Origin of the sequence: Streptomyces sp. AC550_RSS872 (assembly GCF_019049285.1) — a bacterium.
GTDB lineage: Bacteria > Actinomycetota > Actinomycetes > Streptomycetales > Streptomycetaceae > Streptomyces.
In genome coordinates, this window is record NZ_JAGMUL010000120.1 from 71,673 (window position 1) to 88,876 (window position 17,204).

The following is a 17,204-nucleotide window of genomic DNA, read 5'->3' on the forward strand; positions in this document are numbered from 1 at the left end:
GTCGCTTCGAGCATAAACACCTTTTCGCACGCTTCTCACCTGCATAAACACACCTTTGAGAGCCTCAAAGGCACCACTGCACCACTGGGGCAACGGTCTCACCCGGTTGTCGGGGGCGCATTCGCGCGAGTGCTCCGAACGCCCCGCTCAGCGACCACGGGCGCACTGGTGCTCGCCGCGGGACGCGGGCAGACTGCACCGGACGGGACGCGATCCCGAACGGGGTGCACACTGGATCACGACCAGAGCCGGCACCCGTACCAGGACGAGCCGGCCACTGACGCGCACAAGGGGGCGGGGCATGGCGGAGCCGGAGTTCAGGGCCACTGGCGTGCGGATCGGGAAGCGGCTGCGCTCGCTGACCCGGGCCGGGCAGGTGCGCATCAGCGACGGCAGGGTGCAGCTCCTCACCAGCTACGGCAGTGAGATCGACAGCGCGCCGGTGCAGGCCGTCCGGGCGTCCAAGCCCTGGTTCTCGGACGACCGGGCGCTGGCGGACCTCAACGGCAAGCGCTACTCCCTCACCCTCGGCGATCACGACCCCGCTCCGGGAGAGCCGGGACCTCCCGCGGCACGCCGGTTCATAGAGGCCGTACGGAAGGCCGCGGGGCGTAAGGGCTGAGTCACCGCGAGTTGCGGTACCGCACCCCCTGCGTCACGCTGGTCTCACGTCACTCTGGGTTTACCGGCGATAACGCTGCGAACCAGCCCGCCGGCCACGTCAGCAGGCGGCCGTTTTCCTCAAGCACCCTGCTGGATCCGTATCCGTGTTCTTCCGGACCTCTTCAGTCGGGGAGTCGCAGCCGTGATCAGTTACCCAAGCAGGCACTGCACGGTGGAGCTCCAAGCCCTGCCGTCGCGGATCGGCCAGGTCCGCAGAATCGTATCGGCGCAGTTGCGCTACTGGCATCTGGATCCCTTGATCGACCGCGCCGCGCTCGGTGTGACCGAGCTACTGACCAACGTCCACCAGCACGCCCAGCCGGACAAGATGTGCACCGTCGAGATCGAGCTGCTGCTCGACCGGCTCATGGTCTCGGTGCGCGACCACGACCCGCGGTTGCCGGTCGTGGCGGACGTCAAGGCCGCCGACGCCAAGGACGCCGACACGCTCGCCACCTGCGGGCGCGGGCTGGCGATGGTGGCCGCCGTCAGCGAGAGCTGGGGTGTGCGGCCGGACGGCGATTCAGGCAAGGTCGTGTGGTTCGCGCTGCCCACGCCTGTGACGGCGCGGGGCGCGAGGGCGCGAGCGCGGGCGCCACAGCGGACGGCCGCGGTGGCAGTGGCCTTGGAGGAGCCCGCGCGGCGGTTCGCGGAGGTCGGGGCGCGGGTTGATCTGCGCCGGCCCGAGCATGCTCCCGCCCGGTCGGCCGTTGTCGGTTGACCGGGCGGTGAGGGGTGGAGCGGTCGGGTACGGGCAAGCTCTTCGCACGCACTGTGCCCGCCCTGTGCCAGCCCTGTCCCGCCCGTGCAAGCCCTGTGCACGGGCGGGACAGCCGGCCTGCCGAATATCTGGTTCGGTCGCCTGCGGGGCGCCCCGACGGCTCCTTCACGGCCGGCGCGTTGGCACGGCTGGGTGGGTGGGCCGTTGCTGTGGGTCATGCGGGCCGCTTGGGCCGGGGTGGGTCATGGGTCACTCGGTGGCTATGGCGCGCAGGATGTCCAGGCGTGCCGCGCGGCGGGCTGGGCGAAGGCCTGCGAGGGCTCCGGCGGTCACGCCGACCAGGGCTACCACCAGGAGTTGCAGGGGTGGCATCGCGAAGGCGAAGGCGCTGTCGCTCGCGCCGTCGGAGGCCTTGACCAGCACCCAGCCGAGGAAGGAACCGAGGGCGAGGCCGCCGACCGTGCCGAAGGCTGCTACGAGGACCGACTCCCAGCGGACCATGGCGCGCAGTTGGGGGCGGGTCTGGCCCACGGCCCGCAGGAGGCCGAGTTCGCGGGTGCGTTCGTGGATGGCGAGGGTGAGGGTGTTGGCGATGCCAAGGAGGGCGATGAGCACCGCGAGGGCCAGCAGCGCGTAGACGAGGGTGAGCATCATGTCGATGCCGCCGGCCGAGGACTGCGCGTACTCGTCCCGGGTCTGGACCTCCGGGTTGCCGTACTGGGCGGCTGCCTTTTCCACCGCCGCCTTGCCGGTGTCCGTGCTCACGCCGTCCTTGAAGGAGACGGCTAGGAGGGTGTCGGCGTCCTGGGTGCGGTGCGGGGCCCAGGCCTCGCGGGTGATGACGTAGTCGCCGGCGAGTTCGGACTGACCGTAGACCGCGCGGACCGTGAAGGTCTCGGTGCGGCCGTCGGTGAAGGTGAGGCGGGCCTTGTCGCCGGTCGTCAGGTGTTGTTCGTCGGCCTCCTTCTGGGTGATGGCCATGCCGTGGGTGCCGAGGTCGTTCAGGGAGCCGTGGACGGTGCCGAGGTCGAAGGTGCGTTCCAGGGCCACCGGATCCGTGACCGTCAACGCCCTGCCCTTGCCGTCCACTTCGGCGACTCCGCGGCCGAGTCCGACGGCCGTGTCCACCTCGGGCAGCCGCTGGACCGCGTCGGCGAGGCGCGGGCTCAGGCCGCTGCCGCCCGCGCCGAACGACGGGGTGCTGACGGCCACGTCACCCGCGAAGGACCTGGACACCGTCTGGTCCATCGTCGCCTTCAGCGAGGCTCCGAACACCGTGAACAGGGAGACGACGGCCACGCCGATCATCAGGGCGCTCGCGGTGGCGGCCGTGCGCTTCGGGCTGCGCAGGGCGTTGCGCCGGGCGAGGCCGCCGGTGACGCCGCGCAGTCGGTCGAGGGGGCCGCCGAGGATCCGTACGGCCGTCGTGGAGGCGACCGGGCCGAGGACCACGAAGGCGGCCAGGGCGAGGGTGGCGCCGGTGCCCGCCAGCCAGAGGGACGGGGTCAGCAGGACTCCGCCGAGCGTCACGCCGATCGCCAGGGCGATCAGGCCCACGCCGGTGACGGCGCGGGCCCGGGAGGCGCCGGAGGTGTCGACGGCCGTCTCGCGCAGGGCGGCCAGGGGTGCGGTGCGGCCGGCCCGGCGGGCGGGGAGCAGGGCGGAGCCGAGGCAGACCACGACGCCGACGGCGAGCGGCAGGGTCATGGAGAGGGTCTTCAGCACCAGGTCGCCCTCGGGGAAGGGGAATCCGATCGCGGGGAACAGGGCCTGGAGGCCCGCCGCGATGCCGATGCCGCCGGCCAGACCGGCCACCGACGCGGTGACGGCCACGGCGGTCGCCTCGACGAGGGTCGACGCGGTGACCTGGCGGCGGGAGGCACCGAGGGCACGCAACAGGGCGTTCTCGCGGGTGCGTTGGGCCACGACGATCGCGAAGGTGTTGTGGATGGAGAAGGTCGCCACCAGGAGAGCCACGCCGGAGAAGACGAGGAGGAAGGTGGTGAAGAGGGTCAGGAACTGGCTGGAGATCATGTCGGTGTTCTCGGCGGCCGACTCCTGGCCGGTGATGGCCTCGACGCCGCTCGGCAGCACCGTCGTCAGTTCGTCGACGAGGTCCTGCTGGCCGGTGCCGGGTGCGGCCCGCACCTGGATGCTCGCGGCCTCGCCGGGCCGGGCCGTGAGGTACTTCTCGGCGTCGGCCCGGGTCATGCCGGTGAAGGTCACCTGGGCCATGCCGTCCTCGCCGCCGAAGGTCGCGAGGCCGACGATGGTCACCTTGACCGGGTCGGGCGTGCGCAGGGTCGTGGTGTCGCCGATCTTCAGGTCGCCGCGTTCGGCGGTCCCCCGGTTCACGACGACCTCGCCGGACTTCTCCGGGGCGCGGCCCTCGGCCAGACGGTACGGGTTGAGCTTCGGGTCGGTGATCCAGTTGCCGGCGAGGGTGGGCGGGCCCTGGCCGCCGACGGGGTCGCCGTTCCTGCCGACGAGCTGGCCGGCGCCCTGGATGTTGGGCGCGGCGGCCGCGACGCCGGGGGCCTGCTCGATCGTGGTGACGAGGTCGGTGCCGACCGGTTCGCGGGCGCCCTCGCTCTCGCCGGGCGTGGTGATGGCGTCGGCGCTGCGGACGACGGCGTCCGTGCCGCTGGTGGCGTTGCCGAACATGGTGTCGAAGCCGGCGCGCAGGGTGTCGCCCATGACGAGGGTTCCGACGAGGAAGGCCACACCGAGGAATACCGCGAGGAACGTGCCGACGAAGCGGCGCTTGTGGGCACGCAGGGAGGACACGCTCAGGCGGACGGAGGCCTTCATGCCGTTCATGGCGTTCATGGCGTTCATGAGGGCACCTCGAAGGCTTTCATGCGGTCCAGGACCTTGTCGGCGGTCGGGGATTCCATACGGTCGACCAGCCGCCCGTCGGCGAGGAAGACGACCTCGTCGGCATGGGCGGCGGCCACCGGGTCGTGGGTGACCATGACGACCGTGCGGGACGTCTGGCGCACCGTGCGGCCGAGCAGGCCGAGGACCTCCTCGCCGGAGCGGGAGTCGAGGTTGCCGGTGGGCTCGTCGGCGAAGACGACGTCCGGCTGTCCCGCAAAGGCCCGGGCCACGGCGACGCGCTGCTGCTGGCCGCCGGAGAGCTCGGAGGGGCGGTGGTGGAGCCGGTCGCGCAGGCCGACCACGTCGATCAGCGCTTCGATCCACTCCCGGTCGCCCCTGCCGCCCGCCAGGTCCAGCGGCAGGGTGATGTTCTCCGCGACGGTCAGCGTCGGCACCAGGTTGAAGGCCTGGAAGACGAAGCCGACCCGGTCGCGGCGCAGGAGGGTGAGGCGGCGGTCGTCGAGGCTGCCGATCTCGGTGTCGCCGATGTGGGCGGTGCCCGAGGTGAGCGTGTCGAGGCCGGCCGCGCAGTGCATCAGGGTGGACTTGCCGGAGCCCGAGGGCCCCATGATCGCGGTGAAGCGGCCGACCGGGAAGTCGACGCTCACCCCGTCCAGGGCCCTCACGCTGGTGTCGCCGGCGCCGTACACCTTCACGGCGTCGACGACCCGGGCGGCCGTCGGCACGGTCGTCGTGACGGTCGTGGTCGTCATGCCGCACCGCCCTTGCCGGTACGGCCGAACTGCTCGTCCAGGACGGACAGTCGGCGCCAGTACTCGTCCTCGTCGATCTCGCCGGAGGCGAAGCGGTGGCCGAGCACGGTGATGGGGGAGTTGCCGTCGGCCGCCGGCCGCCAGGGGCCGCGGCGTCCGCGCCACACCGTGCGGCGCAGCAGGGTGATGCCGCCGATCACGACGGCCGCCCAGATCAGCGGGAAGAGGAGGATCCACGGGCCGGGGCCGCCGTCGGCGAAGTGAGCCAGCGTCTGCATCTCGAGTCATCTCCCGAGTCGGTTCGGATGGGTCGTTCGGTGATGGTTCGAGGCTCGCGCCGGAAGGGGGGCCGGGTCGTCGTACGGCCAGCGGCAGTGTGCGTACCTCGCGGGGAGTACGCCGGGCTGATCGTGCTGCTCCCAAGAGGCTCGACTTCTGTAACTACTAGTATGTACAGTGAGGGTGTGAGCACCTCGGACACTTCGGACCGGCTGATCGAGTCCACCCGTGAACTGCTCTGGGAGCGCGGCTATGTGGGCACCAGCCCCAAGGCGATCCTGGAGCGCGCGGGTGCCGGACAGGGCAGCATGTACCACCACTTCAGGGGGAAGCCGGATCTCGCGCTGGCCGCGATCCGGCGTACCGCCGAGGAGATGCGGGCTACCGTCGCGGGAGTACTCGACGGGCCGGGCACGGCGTACGAACGTATCGAGGCGTATCTGCGGCGGGAGCGCGATGTGCTGCGCGGCTGTCCGGTCGGGCGGCTGACGATGGACCCGGACGTGATCGCCAGCGACCAACTGCGGGCCCCGGTCGACGAGACGCTCGACTGGCTGCGCGAACGGCTCGCCGGGATCGTCGAGGAGGGCAAGGAGCGGGGGCAGTTCGCCTCCGGGCTCGACGGTGAGTCGATCGCGGCGACGATCGTCGCGACGGTCCAGGGCGGCTATGTCCTCGCCCGGGCGTCCGGTTCGCCCGCCGCCTTCGACGCGGGCGTCCGGGGTCTGCTGTCCCTTCTCACGCCGTGCCAGGACCAAGAACAGGACCAGGACCAGGACCACTAGGAAGGCACCCGATGCACGCGACGCAGTACGAGCTCACCCTGCCTGCCGACTACGACATGGAAATCATCCGCCGTCGCGTCGCGAGCCGGGGGCATCTGCTCGACGACTGGCCGGGCTTGGGCTTCAAGGCGTACCTGACGCGCGAGCGCGGTGTGCACGGATCGCCGGTCAACCAGTACGCGCCGTTCTATCTGTGGAACACCGTCGCGGGCATGAACGCCTTCCTCTGGGGAGGCCCCTTCCAGGGCATCGTCGACGACTTCGGGCGGCCGTCGGTCCGGCAGTGGTCCGGGCTGGCGTACGAGGAGGGCAGTGCCGTCGGCTCCCCCGCGCGGGTCGCGGTACTGCGGCGCCAACACGTGCCGGACGAGGGGCTGTTGACCGACGTCATGGCGGACGCGACGCGGGAGACCGAGCGGATCGCCCGCGAGGGCGGCGCGGTGCTCTCGGCGGCCGCCGTGGACCCGAGCCGTTGGGAGCTGATCCACTTCTCCCTCTGGGAGAACGACACGCCCAAGACCGACGGCGACATGTACGAGGTGCTGCACCTCTCCGCGCCCGGGCGGGAACGGTTGCGGGGCTGACGAGGAAGTTCACAGCGAGGAGACCCACGCATGCCCTTCGTTCGCATCGACGCCCTGGGAGCCGGCCCCGAGCGGCTGGACGCGCTCGGCCGTGCCGTGCACGACGCCCTGGTGGAGGCCGTCGGGATCCCGCCCGACGACCGGTTCCAGGTACTGGTCGGGCACGACGGCACCCGCAGCACGCTCCGCTACGACGCCGACTACCTGGGCATCCACCGGGACGACGGCCTCGTGTACGTCACGATCACCCTGCGCTCCGGGCGAACCCCCGCGCAGAAGCAGGCGCTTTACCGAAGGATCGCCGAACTCGCCCACGGCTACGCGGGCACCGACCCACGGAACGTGTTCGTCAATCTGATCGAGAACGAGCCGATCAACTGGTCGTTCGGCGACGGGGTGGCGCAGTACGCCGACTGCCCCGCCCCCGTCGACTCCCCCGCCCCCGTCGACCTCACGTCTCCCTGAGGTCCAGGCGTCCGATGCAGGCCACGTTCTCCCGGTCCTCCGCGTCACCGCTCGCCGCGCCGGCGAACCAGGCGTCGAGGATCTCCTTGAGCAGGGGCTCGGACGTCAGGCGCAGGCTGAGGGCGAGCACATTGGCGTCGTTCCAGCGGCGGGCGCCGTCCGCCGTGTAGGCGTCCGTGCACAGGGCTGCCCGTACGCCCGGCACCTTGTTCGCGGCGATCGACGCGCCCGTGCCGGTCCAGCAGCACACGACCGCCTGGTCCGCCGTCCCGTCGGCGACCTCGCGGGCGGCGGCCGAGGAGCAGGCGGCCCACTGGGGGTCGTCGCCGGGGCGGAGCGCTCCGTGGGTCACCACGTCGTGGCCGCGGCCGCGCAGCTCGGTGACGAGGAGGCGGGCGACGGGTTCGTCCATGTCCGAGGAGACCGAGATCCGCATGTGCCGAGCCTACCGCTGGGCATGCGCCCGCCCGGCGCGCGGCCGAGCATGGAGATGAGCGGTGGGAACGGCCGAGGAGGAACCATGCCGACCCTGCACATCGAGCATCCGATCACGGACTTCGCCAGGTGGAAGACGGCCTTCGACCGCTTCGCCCCGGCACGTGCCGACGCGGGCGTACGGCACTACCGCGTCCAGCAGCCCGTCGACGACCCCGCCTATGTCGTCGTCGACCTCGACTTCGACGACGTGGCCGAAGCCGAGCGCTTCCTGGGGTTCCTGAGGTCGAGGGTGTGGTCGTCGTCCGAGAACGCGCCCGCGCTGGCCGGGGCGCCCCGGACGCGGATCCTTGAGACCGCCGACGAGCGGTGACCTACGGCGCCAGCGCCCCGAGCGGATCGTCCAGCACCGGCTGCCACGCCAACTCGGCCGCGCCGACCAGGCTGTTGTGGTCGAGGGTGCAGGCGAGGATCGGGACGCCGCCGCTCTGGCCCCACAGGCTGCGGTCGGCGACGACGGCGCGCAGGCGGTCGGGGTCGGTGTCGAGCAGGGTGCGGTGCAGGCCGCCGAGGATGATGCGGTCCGGGTTGAGGATGTTGACCAGTCCGGCCAGACCCAGGCCGAGCCGGTCGATGAGGGCCTCGGTGGCCGTGCGGACCGCGGGGTCGTCGTACTGGGTGCGGATCAGGTCCTTGGCCTGCTGGAGCAGGGAGCCCTCGGGACCGGGCTCACGGCCCGCCGCCGTCAGGAGCGCCAGCGGGTCGGTCTCGACGTCCAGGCAGCCGCGGCTGCCGCAGTGACAGGGTCTGCCCTCGGGGTGCACGGTGAGGTGGCCGACCTCCAGGGCCAGGCCCGAACTGCCGGTGTGCAGGCGGCCGTCCAGCACGAGCGCGCCGCCGACGCCGCGGTGCCCGGTGGCCACGCACAGCAGGTCGCGGGAGCCGCGCCCGGCGCCGTGCCGGTGTTCGGCGAGGGCGGCGAGGTTGACGTCGTTGGCGGCGAAGGCCGGTCCGGTGATGCCGGCCGCGCGCACGCACTCGGTGAAGATACGGCGCACCGGCGCGCCCACGGGCCAGTCGAGGTGGAGGGGGTTCAGTGCCAGGCCGTCCGGGTCCGCGACCGCGGAGGGGACGGCGAGGCCGGCGCCGACGCAGCGCCGGCCCGTCGCGCGCAGCAGGTCGGCGCCGGCCTCGACCACCGAGCCGAGGACCTTCGCCGGATCCGCGTCGACCGTCTCGCGGCCGGGCGCGGTGGCGACGATACGGCCGCCCAGGCCGACCAGCGCCGCCCGGAACCCGTCGGCGTGCACCTGTGCGGCGAGGACGACCGGGCCGTCCTCGGCGACCGCCAGCCGGTGCGAGGGCCGCCCCTGCGACCCGGCCGCCGCGCCGGGCCGGGCATCGACCCGGATCAGCCCGAGAGCCACCAGCTCGGCGGCGACCGCGCCGGCGGTGGCCCGGGTCACGCCGAGTTCGGCGGTGAGGACGGCGCGCGTGGGGGCGCGTCCGGTGTGCACGAGCTCCAACGCGGGTCCGAGCGCACCGCGCCCCCGGTCCAACCGCGTCCTCGAGGTGGTCCCTTCCCCCGCCGTCCGGGGGTCCGCCTTGCCGCTCATGAGGGCGAGTCTCCCATGATCCGCAGCTGCGGGGGCCTACCGGCCGCTCACTCTGAGCGTGATGTTCAGCCGCCCGGTCAGCCCCAACTCCGGCGGTGCGGTGCCCGGCTGCACCTTCGGCACACCGTGGTGGGCGAGCCGCGACGGGCCGCCGAACACGAACAGGTCACCGCTGCGCAGCTCGATGTCCGTGTACGGCCGGGTCCGGGTCTCGGGGTTGCCGAAGCGGAAGACGCAGGTGTCGCCGAGGCTCAGCGAGACCACCGGGGCGTCCGCCTTCTCGTCGCTGTCGCGGTGCATGCCCATGCGGGCCTCGGCGGCGTAGAAGTTGATCAGGGCGATGTCGTACGCCGCTTCCGGTTCTCCGTCCGGTGCGCCGAGGGTGTCCCGCACCGCGCGCCTGCCCAGCTCGCCGAGCCACTCGGGGAACGGTTTCACCGGGGCGTCGTCGCCGTCGACGACCGTGCGGGCGTAGCCGTACGGGTACCAGTGCCAGCCCAGACAGACCTGCCGGGCGGTCATGGTGCCGCCGCCGGGAGTACGCACTGTGCGCAGGCCGGCCGGAGGGCGAGCCCATGCGCGGCAGGCGTCCACCAGCTCGCGCTGGCGGTCCGGATCCAGCCAGTCGGGCACATGCACCGCGCCCGGCGCGACCTGCGTACGCTCCCGGGGGAACAGCTCGGCGTCCATGCCTCCCATCCTCCCCCACCGGCCTTGAGCTGCGGCTCGGCTAGCCTTGACGCACGATGAACGACCGTATGACGACGCCCTGGGGCGAGCTCGCGCTGACCCGTTTCCCCGAGGACCCCCGTGACAGGCTGCGTGCCTGGGACGCCTCCGACGAGTACCTCCTGAGGCATCTGGCGGAGCGGGAGGTCCCGCTGTCCGGCACGGTCGTGGTCGTCGGTGACCGCTGGGGCGCTCTGGTCACGGCGCTCGCGGCGCACGGCCCGGTGCAGATCACCGACTCCTGGCTGGCCCAGGAGGCGACCCGGGCCAACCTCGCCCGGCGCGGTGTCGAGCCCGGCACCGTCCAGCTCGGCACCACCCAGGATCCGCCGCCTGAGCGTGTCGACGTGCTGCTCGTGCGGGTGCCGAAGAGCCTGGCGCTGCTGGAGGACCAGCTGCTGCGACTGGCGCCCGCCGTGCACGAGGGCACAGTGGTCGTCGGCACCGGGATGGTGAAGGAGATCCACACCTCGACGCTCCAGCTGTTCGAGCGGATCCTCGGCCCGACCCGCACCTCGCTCGCCGAGAGGAAGGCCCGGCTGATCTTCTGCACGCCCGAGCCGTCCGTGGCGCGCCCCGCGAACCCGTGGCCGTACACCTACGCCCTTCCCGAGGGCATCGGCGCGGTCTCGGGGCGCACGGTCGTCAATCACGCGGGCGTCTTCTGTGCCGACCGGCTCGACATCGGCACCCGCTTCTTCCTGGGGCATCTGCCCGGCGGCAAGGGCCCCCAGCGGGTGGTGGACCTCGGGTGCGGCAACGGCGTCGTCGGTACGGCGATGGCGCTGGCGAACCCGGACGCCGAGGTGTTGTTCGTGGACGAGTCGTTCCAGGCCGTGGCCTCGGCGGAGGCGACGTACAAGGCGAACGGGGTGCCCGGGCACGCCGAGTTCCGGGTCGGGGACGGAATGGCGGGGGTGCCGGCCGGGAGTGTGGACCTCGTGCTGAACAATCCGCCGTTCCACTCCCACCAGGCGACGACCGACGCGACGGCCTGGCGGATGTTCACAGGGGCGCGGCGTGCGCTGCGGCCGGGCGGCGAGCTGTGGGTGATCGGCAACCGGCATCTCGGCTACCACGTGAAGCTGCGGCGGTTGTTCGGCAACAGTCAACTCATCGCCGGGGACCCGAAGTTCGTGGTGCTGAGGGCCGTCAAGAGGTAGGCGTCACGGTCCTGGACCAGTACTTCTGTCAGGCCAGTACCTCGATGATGTCGGCCACCGCCCGCACCATCGCCTCGCGCCCCACGCTCAGGTACTTGCGTGAGTCGACCGCCTCGGGATGGGCGGCGAGGTAGTCCCGGATCGCTCCCGTCATGGCGATGTTGAGGGCCGTGCCGACATTGACCTTGGCGATGCCGCCCGCGACCGCGGCGGTCAGTTCGCCGTCGGGGACGCCGGAGGAGCCGTGCAGGACGAGGGGGACGTCCAGGGCGCCGGCCAGGCGCTTGAGGAGGTCGTGGTCGAGGGTGGCGGTGCGGGTGGTCATGGCGTGCGAGCTGCCGATGGCGACGGCGAGGGCGTCGACGCCGGAGTCGGCGACGAAGGCGTGGGCCTCGGCCGGATCGGTGCGGGCGCCCGGGGCGTGGGCGTCGAGGGGCGGCTCGCCGTTCTTGCCGCCCAGCCGCCCCAACTCGGCCTCGATCCACAGCCCTTGGGCATGCGCCCAGTCGACGGCGGCCTTTGTCGCGGCGAGGTTGTCGGCGTACGGCAGTCTGGCCGCGTCGTACATCACGGAGCTGAACCCGGCCTCCGGCGCCTGGCGCAGCAGGTCGTCGCTCTGGATGTGGTCGAGGTGCAACGCGACGGGGACGGCGGCGCGTTCGGCGGCGGCGACGGCGGCGCGGGCGAGCGGCAGGAGACGTCCGTAGCGGAACTTGACGGCGTTCTCGCTGACCTGGAGGACGACGGGTGAAGTCACCGATTCCGCACCGGCGATGACGGCCTCGACGTGCTCCAGGGTGATGACGTTGAAGGCGGCGACGGCGGAGCGGGCTGCGGCGGCGCGGGTGATGAGTTCGCCGGTGGTCACGAGGGGCACGGCCTGTCCTTTCTCGGCGCGTGAGGGGGGTGCGAAGGGGGCGCGTCAGGGGGTGAGGATCACCGAGCGGGTGAGGTGGCGTGGCCGGTCCGGATCGAGTCCGCGGGCCGCGGCGACGGCGACCGCGAGGCGCTGGGCGCGGACCAGTTCGGCGAGCGGGTCGAGGCGGCCCTCGATCCACAGTCCGCCGGTGGAGTGCACTTGTTCGGCCAGCCCCTCGGGCGCCTCGCCGAACATCCAGGTCGCGGTGCCGCTCGTGGTGATGCTGATCGGGCCGTGCCGGTACTCCATGGCCGGGTAGGCCTCGGTCCAGGCGAGCGACGCCTCGCGCATCTTCAGCCCGGCCTCGTTGGCCAGCCCCACCGTCCAGCCTCGGCCGAGGAAGGTGAACTGCCCGCACTCCACGAGCCCTTCGGGCAGGTCGTCGGCGAGTGCGGTGCGGGCGTCGGCCACGACGGCGTCGGTGTGCAGGCCGAGGTGGGCGCGGAGCAGGGTGAGGGCGGTGGTCGCGAACCGGGTCTGCACGACGGACCGTTCGTCGGCGTAGTCGAGGACGACGAGCTCGTCGGCGGTCGTCATGACGGGCGTGTTCGGGTCGGCCGTGAGTGCCGTGGTAGGCGTGCGGCCCTTCAACTTCCCCAGCAGGTCGAGCACTTCGGTCGTCGTGCCGGAGCGGCTGAGGGCGAGGACACGGTCGTACGCCCGCCCGTGCGGGAACTCCGAGGCGGCGAAGGCGTCCGTCTCGCCCCGGCCCGATCCCTCGCGCAGTGCGGCGTAGGCCTGCGCCATGAAGTACGACGTCCCGCAGCCGACGACCGCGATCCGCTCGCCGGGTTCCGGCAGCACCCCGCCGAGCCCTGCCGCCTCGGCCGCGGCGCGGGTCCAGCACTCGGGCTGGCTGTTGAGCTCGTCCTCGACATGTGTCATGCCGCCGCCCTTTCACGCTCTCGATGAGCCTCGCCCAATACCTGTGATTGTTCTTGCAAGATATCGCTAGCTTTCGAGCAGAATCAAGCATTGCGCCGCAAAGGGGTGCGCTAAGGTCGCCGGAGATCGGGGAATGATCGAGGAATGGAGGGCGGATGTCGCGCGACGCCCGCTGGAAGGCGCTGCTGGAGCTGCTCGTGGAGCGTGGCCGGCTGGACGTCGAGGAGGCGGCCGCCGAACTGGCGGTCTCGGCCGCGACGATCCGACGTGACTTCGATCAGCTCGCCGAGCAGCAGATGCTCGTCCGCACGCGGGGCGGCGCGGTCGTGCACGGGGTGTCGTACGAACTGCCGCTGCGCTACAAGACCGCCCGGCACGCCTCCGAGAAGCAGCGCATCGCCAAGGCGGTGGCCGACCTCATCGCGCCCGGCGAGGCGGTCGGGCTGACCGGCGGCACGACGACCACCGAGGTGGCGCGCGCCCTGGCCGTGCGCAGCGACCTGGTGTCCGGGACGCCGGCGCTGACCGTCGTCACCAACGCGCTCAACATCGGCAATGAGCTGGCCGTCCGCCCCCAGTTCAAGATCGTGCTCACCGGTGGGGTCGCGCGCCCGCAGTCGTACGAGCTCATCGGGCCGCTCGCCGACGGGGTACTGTCCCAGATCACCCTCGACGTGGCGGTCCTCGGCGTCGTCGGTTTCGACGCGACGCACGGCGCCGCCGCGCACGACGAGGCGGAGGCGGCGATCAACCGGCTGCTGTGCGAGCGCGCCGAGCGGGTGGTCGTGGCCGCCGACTCCAGCAAGCTGGGCCGGCGTGCGTTCGCCCGGATCTGCGCGGCCGACGCGGTGGACACGCTGGTCACGGACACGGCGGCCACGCCCGACACCGTGCGGCGCTTCGAGGAGGCCGGCCTGCGGGTCATCGTGGTCTGAGCCCTCGCGGTCCGGCCCCCGGATCCCGGCTCCCGCCCGTCCGATTCCACCTACGCTGGGAGCGAGGCGCACTGCGGGTCAGGGAGTCGGCGGGCCAGGGAGGCTGCGATGAGCACAACCCCGATCGGGACGGACGCACCCACGACATCGCGCTGTCTGCCGATCGCCGAGCACGGGCTGATCGGCGATCTGCGCAGTGTGGCCCTGGTGGGGACGGACGGCACGATCGACTGGTACTGCTGCCCGGCCTTCGACGCGCCGAGCGTCTTCGCGGCGATCCTGGACGCGGAGCGGGGCGGCTGCTTCGAGCTGGCGGCGGCGGTGCCGGCCAGGACCAAGCAGTTCTACTTCCCCGACACGAACGTCCTGATCACCAGGTTCTTCACCGAGGACGGCGTCGGCGAGGTGCAGGACTTCATGCCGGTGGACGGCAGCTCGGTGGAGTCCGAACGGCACCGGCTGATCCGGCGGGTGGTGTGCGTCCGCGGGTCGATCCCGTTCCGGACGCGGGTCGCGCCGCGCTTCGAGTACGGCACACAGCCGCACACTGTCCGCATGGTGGGCGAGGTCGCGGTGTTCGAGTCCGAGAAGCTGTCGCTCGGGCTGACCTCGACCATGCCGCTGGAGGTCGACGGACCGGACGTGCGCGCCGACTTCAAGCTCGCGCAGGGTGAGTCGGCGGTGTTCGCGCTGGACCAGCTCGGCGCCGAGGTGACGCTGCGCCGGTGCGCGCGGAGCGAGGCGGAGGAACAGTTCAACAGCACGGTGGCGTACTGGCGGAAGTGGCTGTCCGCCTCCCAGTACCGCGGCCGCTGGCGGGAGATGGTGCACCGCTCCGCTCTCACCCTGAAGCTGCTCACCTACGCGCCGACCGGCGCGATCGTGGCCGCGCCGACGACGAGCCTGCCGGAGCAGCTGGGCGGGGAGCGCAACTGGGACTACCGGTACGTGTGGGTGCGCGACGCCGCCTTCTGCGTGTACGCGATGCTGCGGCTGGGCTTCACGGAGGAGGCCGAGGCGTTCATGAACTTCCTGACCGAGCACGTCAGCCGCGGCGACGGCTGCCAGACCGGCCCGTTGCAGATCATGTACGGCATCGACGGCCGCGCCGAGCTGCCCGAGCGCGAACTCGGCCACCTGGAGGGGCATCGCGGTTCCGCCCCCGTGCGCATCGGCAACGCCGCCGCCGGTCAGCTCCAGCTCGACATCTACGGCGCGCTGATCGACTCGATCTACCTCTACGACAAGTGGGCCAAGCCGATCTCCAGCGGCCAGTGGGACGACGTGTGCGCGCTGGTGGACTGGGTGTGCGACAACTGGGACCAGCCGGACGAGGGCGTCTGGGAGACCCGCGGCGGCCGGAAGAACTTCCTGTACTCGCGGCTGATGTGCTGGGTGGCGATCGAGCGGGGCATCCGCATGGCCAACCGGCGCGGGCTGCCCGCCGATCTGCCGCGCTGGCAGGCGTGCCGGGACACGATCTACCGGCGGATCATGAGCCGGGGCTGGTCCGAGCGGCGCCAGGCCTTCGTCCAGCACGAGGACGGCGACGTACTGGACGCCGCCGTGCTGATGATGCCGCTGGCGAAGTTCATCGCGCCGACCGACCCCAAGTGGCTGTCCACGCTGGACGCTCTCACCCAGGACCTGGTGTCCGACTCGCTGGTCTACCGCTACGACCCGCAGGCGAGCCCCGACGGGTTGCGCGGCGACGAGGGCACGTTCTCCATCTGCTCGTTCTGGTACGTCGAGGCCATGGTCCGGGCCGGCCGGGTCGACGAGGCGCGACTGGCCTTCGAGAAGATGCTGACGTACGCCAACCATCTGGGCCTGTACGCCGAGGAGATCAGCCACACCGGCGAGCAACAGGGCAACTTCCCCCAGGCGTTCACGCATCTCGCCCTGATCAGCGCGGCGTTCAACCTGGACCGCGCCCTGGGATGAGGCCGGTTCACAGGACTCAACGACATGCGGCTCAACCGGGCACCCGGCGCCAGCGGCGGGCGGGGCGGATCCGAGGTCAGTGGCCGTGACCGGGCTCGCCCTCGTGCCCCCCTGAGGACGAACCCGACGGCGCCTGCGAGGACGCCTCCTCAGCGGCCGTCGCCGCACCCGCCCGGACCGTGAACGCGGCCGTGTGCACCTCTCCTTCGTGCTTGAAGTCGAGGAACAGCCGGTACGTGCCCCTGCTCGGTGCCGTCGCCGTGAAGGAGATCTCCGGTCCGGGCTTCGTCGTGCCGTCGCCGGGTTCGCCGTTCGGGTGGACGTGGAGGTAGGCGAGGTCGCCGGAGCGCAGGGCCACCAGGTGGCCGTACGCGCCGAGGTAGGGCTGGAGGTTGGTCACGGGCTGTCCGTCCCGCGCGACCTTGAGCTTCAGTTCGCTCTCCTTGCCGGGACGCAGGCGGCCGTCCAGTCGGACGTCATAGCCGTCGATCTCGGCGGTGGTGTTCGGGGTGGGCAGTCGCTGCGGCTCGTATGGGCCGGAGGCCGCCAGGTCGGCGCCGAGGGTGAGGTTCTCGGCGCCCTTCTTCGCCGGGGTGAAGTCGGCGAAGACGCGGTAGCCGCCCGCGCGGGGCAGGTCCACGGGGATGCTCCAGGTGCCGTCGGCGGCCCGGGTGGGGTGAAGGTGGCGGTAGGTGCCCAGGTCGCGCGAGGCCACGATGAGGTGGAGTTCCTTGTCGTGCTCGCGCCGGTAGGCGGTGACCGCACGGCCGTCGTCGTCGCGGATGACGAAGCTCAGGTCGGCGCGCCGGCCTGCCGTGATGCTCTGTGTCCGCAGGTCGAGGGTGTAGCCGCCCGCGGAGATCTCCAGTCCGCCGGCCGGTTCGGTCTGGTGCCCGCCGTGTCCGGCGCCTCGCTCCGGTGCCGGTGACGCCTCGCTGTGGCTTTCGTGGCGGGCGGGGGCGGGGTCCTCGACGACGGGGTCCACGGCCTCACCCACACCGTAGGCGGTGCCGAAGGTCGCGGCCAGTGCGGCGGCGAACGCGGTGATCCTCAGTCCGGCATGCATGGCGGTCTCCTGCGGGTCGGTCTCTCCGGGCTTCACTGCACCTCACAATACCCCTGGGGGGTATGAAGTCAATCCGGTTCAGCACTTGCCTCCGCTACCCCCTGGGGGTATACATGGACACCGGCAAGGATACCCCTGCCCGGTACCCTGGTCGACCGCGGCCCCACCCTCAGGAGGAACCCATGTCCATCACCACGTACGCCGTGGCCGGAATGAGCTGCGGCCACTGCAAGGCCACCCTCACCAAGGTCATCGGCGAGCTCGACGGCGTCACCGACGTCGGCGTCGACCTCGCGACCGGCCAGGTCACCGTCACCAGCGCCGCCGAGCCCGACGACGCCCTGGTCGCCGAGGTCGTCGACGAGGCCGGCTACGAACTGACCGGCCGCGCCGCCTGACCCGCACCCGACCGCAGGAGCCCG

Annotated in this window: 19 protein-coding genes; 10 read left to right on the forward strand and 9 right to left on the reverse strand. The window is 71.9% G+C overall.

Annotation, left to right across the window (positions count from 1 at the left end):
- The first annotated feature begins 301 nt into the window (after positions 1 to 301).
- Together KUM44_RS33295 and KUM44_RS33300 are read left to right on the forward strand one after the other, a co-directional pair.
- The gene (locus KUM44_RS33295) at positions 302 to 622 is read left to right on the forward strand and encodes a hypothetical protein (protein ID WP_062717296.1); all 321 of its coding nucleotides are present in this window, start codon (positions 302 to 304) and stop codon (positions 620 to 622) included.
- A gap of 183 nt (positions 623 to 805) precedes the next feature.
- Positions 806 to 1,384: an ATP-binding protein gene (locus tag KUM44_RS33300; protein ID WP_217213480.1), complete on the forward strand. Its 579-nt coding sequence runs from the start codon at positions 806 to 808 to the stop codon at positions 1,382 to 1,384.
- Between the two features lie 249 nt (positions 1,385 to 1,633).
- Here the strand turns inward: KUM44_RS33300 and KUM44_RS33305 are convergent, their stop codons facing one another.
- The 3 genes from KUM44_RS33305 to KUM44_RS33315 are packed head-to-tail and all read right to left on the reverse strand — an operon-like array spanning position 1,634 to position 5,255.
- Positions 1,634 to 4,195: an ABC transporter permease gene (locus tag KUM44_RS33305; protein WP_217213650.1), complete on the reverse strand. Its 2,562-nt coding sequence runs from the start codon at positions 4,193 to 4,195 to the stop codon at positions 1,634 to 1,636.
- 23 nt (positions 4,196 to 4,218) lie between these two features.
- Entirely contained in the window at positions 4,219 to 4,977 is a 759-nt protein-coding gene (locus KUM44_RS33310) for an ABC transporter ATP-binding protein (protein ID WP_217213481.1), read from the reverse strand.
- Positions 4,974 to 5,255 carry an SHOCT domain-containing protein gene (locus KUM44_RS33315; RefSeq protein WP_217213482.1) on the reverse strand — a complete coding sequence of 94 codons (282 nt, stop codon included), beginning with the start codon at positions 5,253 to 5,255 and terminating at the stop codon, positions 4,974 to 4,976. The genes KUM44_RS33310 and KUM44_RS33315 overlap by 4 nt, the downstream gene beginning before the upstream one ends.
- 171 nt (positions 5,256 to 5,426) lie before the next feature.
- Between KUM44_RS33315 and KUM44_RS33320 the strand changes: the two genes are divergently transcribed.
- From KUM44_RS33320 to KUM44_RS33330, 3 genes are read left to right on the forward strand one after another with little or no spacing between them, the layout of a single operon-like run.
- Positions 5,427 to 6,041 (forward strand): TetR/AcrR family transcriptional regulator, encoded by a 615-nt coding sequence (locus KUM44_RS33320; RefSeq protein WP_217213483.1) that lies wholly within the window; start codon positions 5,427 to 5,429, stop codon positions 6,039 to 6,041.
- Positions 6,042 to 6,052: 11 nt separating this feature from the next.
- The gene (locus KUM44_RS33325) at positions 6,053 to 6,625 is read left to right on the forward strand and encodes a DUF4865 family protein (RefSeq protein WP_217213484.1); all 573 of its coding nucleotides are present in this window, start codon (positions 6,053 to 6,055) and stop codon (positions 6,623 to 6,625) included.
- A gap of 30 nt (positions 6,626 to 6,655) precedes the next feature.
- Complete coding sequence (locus tag KUM44_RS33330) at positions 6,656 to 7,090, forward strand: tautomerase family protein (protein WP_217213485.1); 435 nt, start codon at positions 6,656 to 6,658, stop codon at positions 7,088 to 7,090.
- On the opposite strand, the gene KUM44_RS33335 is transcribed toward KUM44_RS33330, so the two are convergent.
- A complete protein-coding gene (locus tag KUM44_RS33335; RefSeq protein WP_217213486.1) occupies positions 7,077 to 7,526 on the reverse strand; it encodes an RpiB/LacA/LacB family sugar-phosphate isomerase in 450 nt (149 codons plus the stop codon). The genes KUM44_RS33330 and KUM44_RS33335 overlap by 14 nt on opposite strands.
- Positions 7,527 to 7,610: 84 nt before the next feature.
- Here KUM44_RS33335 and KUM44_RS33340 point away from each other — a divergent pair, with 84 nt between their 5' ends.
- Positions 7,611 to 7,898 carry a hypothetical protein gene (locus tag KUM44_RS33340; protein ID WP_217213487.1) on the forward strand — a complete coding sequence of 96 codons (288 nt, stop codon included), beginning with the start codon at positions 7,611 to 7,613 and terminating at the stop codon, positions 7,896 to 7,898.
- 1 nt (position 7,899) lies between these two features.
- Here KUM44_RS33340 and KUM44_RS33345 read toward each other — a convergent pair whose 3' ends face one another.
- Together KUM44_RS33345 and KUM44_RS33350 are read right to left on the reverse strand one after the other, a co-directional pair.
- Positions 7,900 to 9,141, reverse strand: coding sequence for an ROK family protein (locus KUM44_RS33345; RefSeq protein ID WP_217213488.1), 1,242 nt, complete (start codon positions 9,139 to 9,141; stop codon positions 7,900 to 7,902).
- Positions 9,142 to 9,177: 36 nt separating this feature from the next.
- On the reverse strand, positions 9,178 to 9,831 hold the full coding sequence (locus tag KUM44_RS33350) for an alpha-ketoglutarate-dependent dioxygenase AlkB (RefSeq protein ID WP_217213489.1): 654 nt from the start codon (positions 9,829 to 9,831) through the stop codon (positions 9,178 to 9,180).
- Between the two features lie 68 nt (positions 9,832 to 9,899).
- Here KUM44_RS33350 and KUM44_RS33355 point away from each other — a divergent pair, with 68 nt between their 5' ends.
- On the forward strand, positions 9,900 to 11,033 hold the full coding sequence (locus KUM44_RS33355; protein ID WP_217213490.1) for a methyltransferase: 1,134 nt from the start codon (positions 9,900 to 9,902) through the stop codon (positions 11,031 to 11,033).
- 28 nt (positions 11,034 to 11,061) lie between these two features.
- Here KUM44_RS33355 and KUM44_RS33360 read toward each other — a convergent pair whose 3' ends face one another.
- Together KUM44_RS33360 and KUM44_RS33365 are read right to left on the reverse strand one after the other, a co-directional pair.
- A complete protein-coding gene (locus KUM44_RS33360) occupies positions 11,062 to 11,910 on the reverse strand; it encodes a class II fructose-bisphosphate aldolase (RefSeq protein WP_217213491.1) in 849 nt (282 codons plus the stop codon).
- 45 nt (positions 11,911 to 11,955) lie between these two features.
- Positions 11,956 to 12,837 carry an SIS domain-containing protein gene (locus KUM44_RS33365; protein ID WP_217213492.1) on the reverse strand — a complete coding sequence of 294 codons (882 nt, stop codon included), beginning with the start codon at positions 12,835 to 12,837 and terminating at the stop codon, positions 11,956 to 11,958.
- Between the two features lie 155 nt (positions 12,838 to 12,992).
- Here KUM44_RS33365 and KUM44_RS33370 point away from each other — a divergent pair, with 155 nt between their 5' ends.
- Together KUM44_RS33370 and KUM44_RS33375 are read left to right on the forward strand one after the other, a co-directional pair.
- Positions 12,993 to 13,772: a DeoR/GlpR family DNA-binding transcription regulator gene (locus tag KUM44_RS33370; protein ID WP_217213493.1), complete on the forward strand. Its 780-nt coding sequence runs from the start codon at positions 12,993 to 12,995 to the stop codon at positions 13,770 to 13,772.
- Between the two features lie 108 nt (positions 13,773 to 13,880).
- Positions 13,881 to 15,716: a glycoside hydrolase family 15 protein gene (locus KUM44_RS33375; RefSeq protein ID WP_217213494.1), complete on the forward strand. Its 1,836-nt coding sequence runs from the start codon at positions 13,881 to 13,883 to the stop codon at positions 15,714 to 15,716.
- 76 nt (positions 15,717 to 15,792) lie between these two features.
- On the opposite strand, the gene KUM44_RS33380 is transcribed toward KUM44_RS33375, so the two are convergent.
- Entirely contained in the window at positions 15,793 to 16,782 is a 990-nt protein-coding gene (locus KUM44_RS33380) for a hypothetical protein (protein WP_217213495.1), read from the reverse strand.
- A 182-nt stretch (positions 16,783 to 16,964) separates the two neighbouring features.
- Between KUM44_RS33380 and KUM44_RS33385 the strand changes: the two genes are divergently transcribed.
- Positions 16,965 to 17,180: a heavy-metal-associated domain-containing protein gene (locus KUM44_RS33385; protein WP_217213496.1), complete on the forward strand. Its 216-nt coding sequence runs from the start codon at positions 16,965 to 16,967 to the stop codon at positions 17,178 to 17,180.
- Positions 17,181 to 17,204 lie beyond the last annotated feature (24 nt).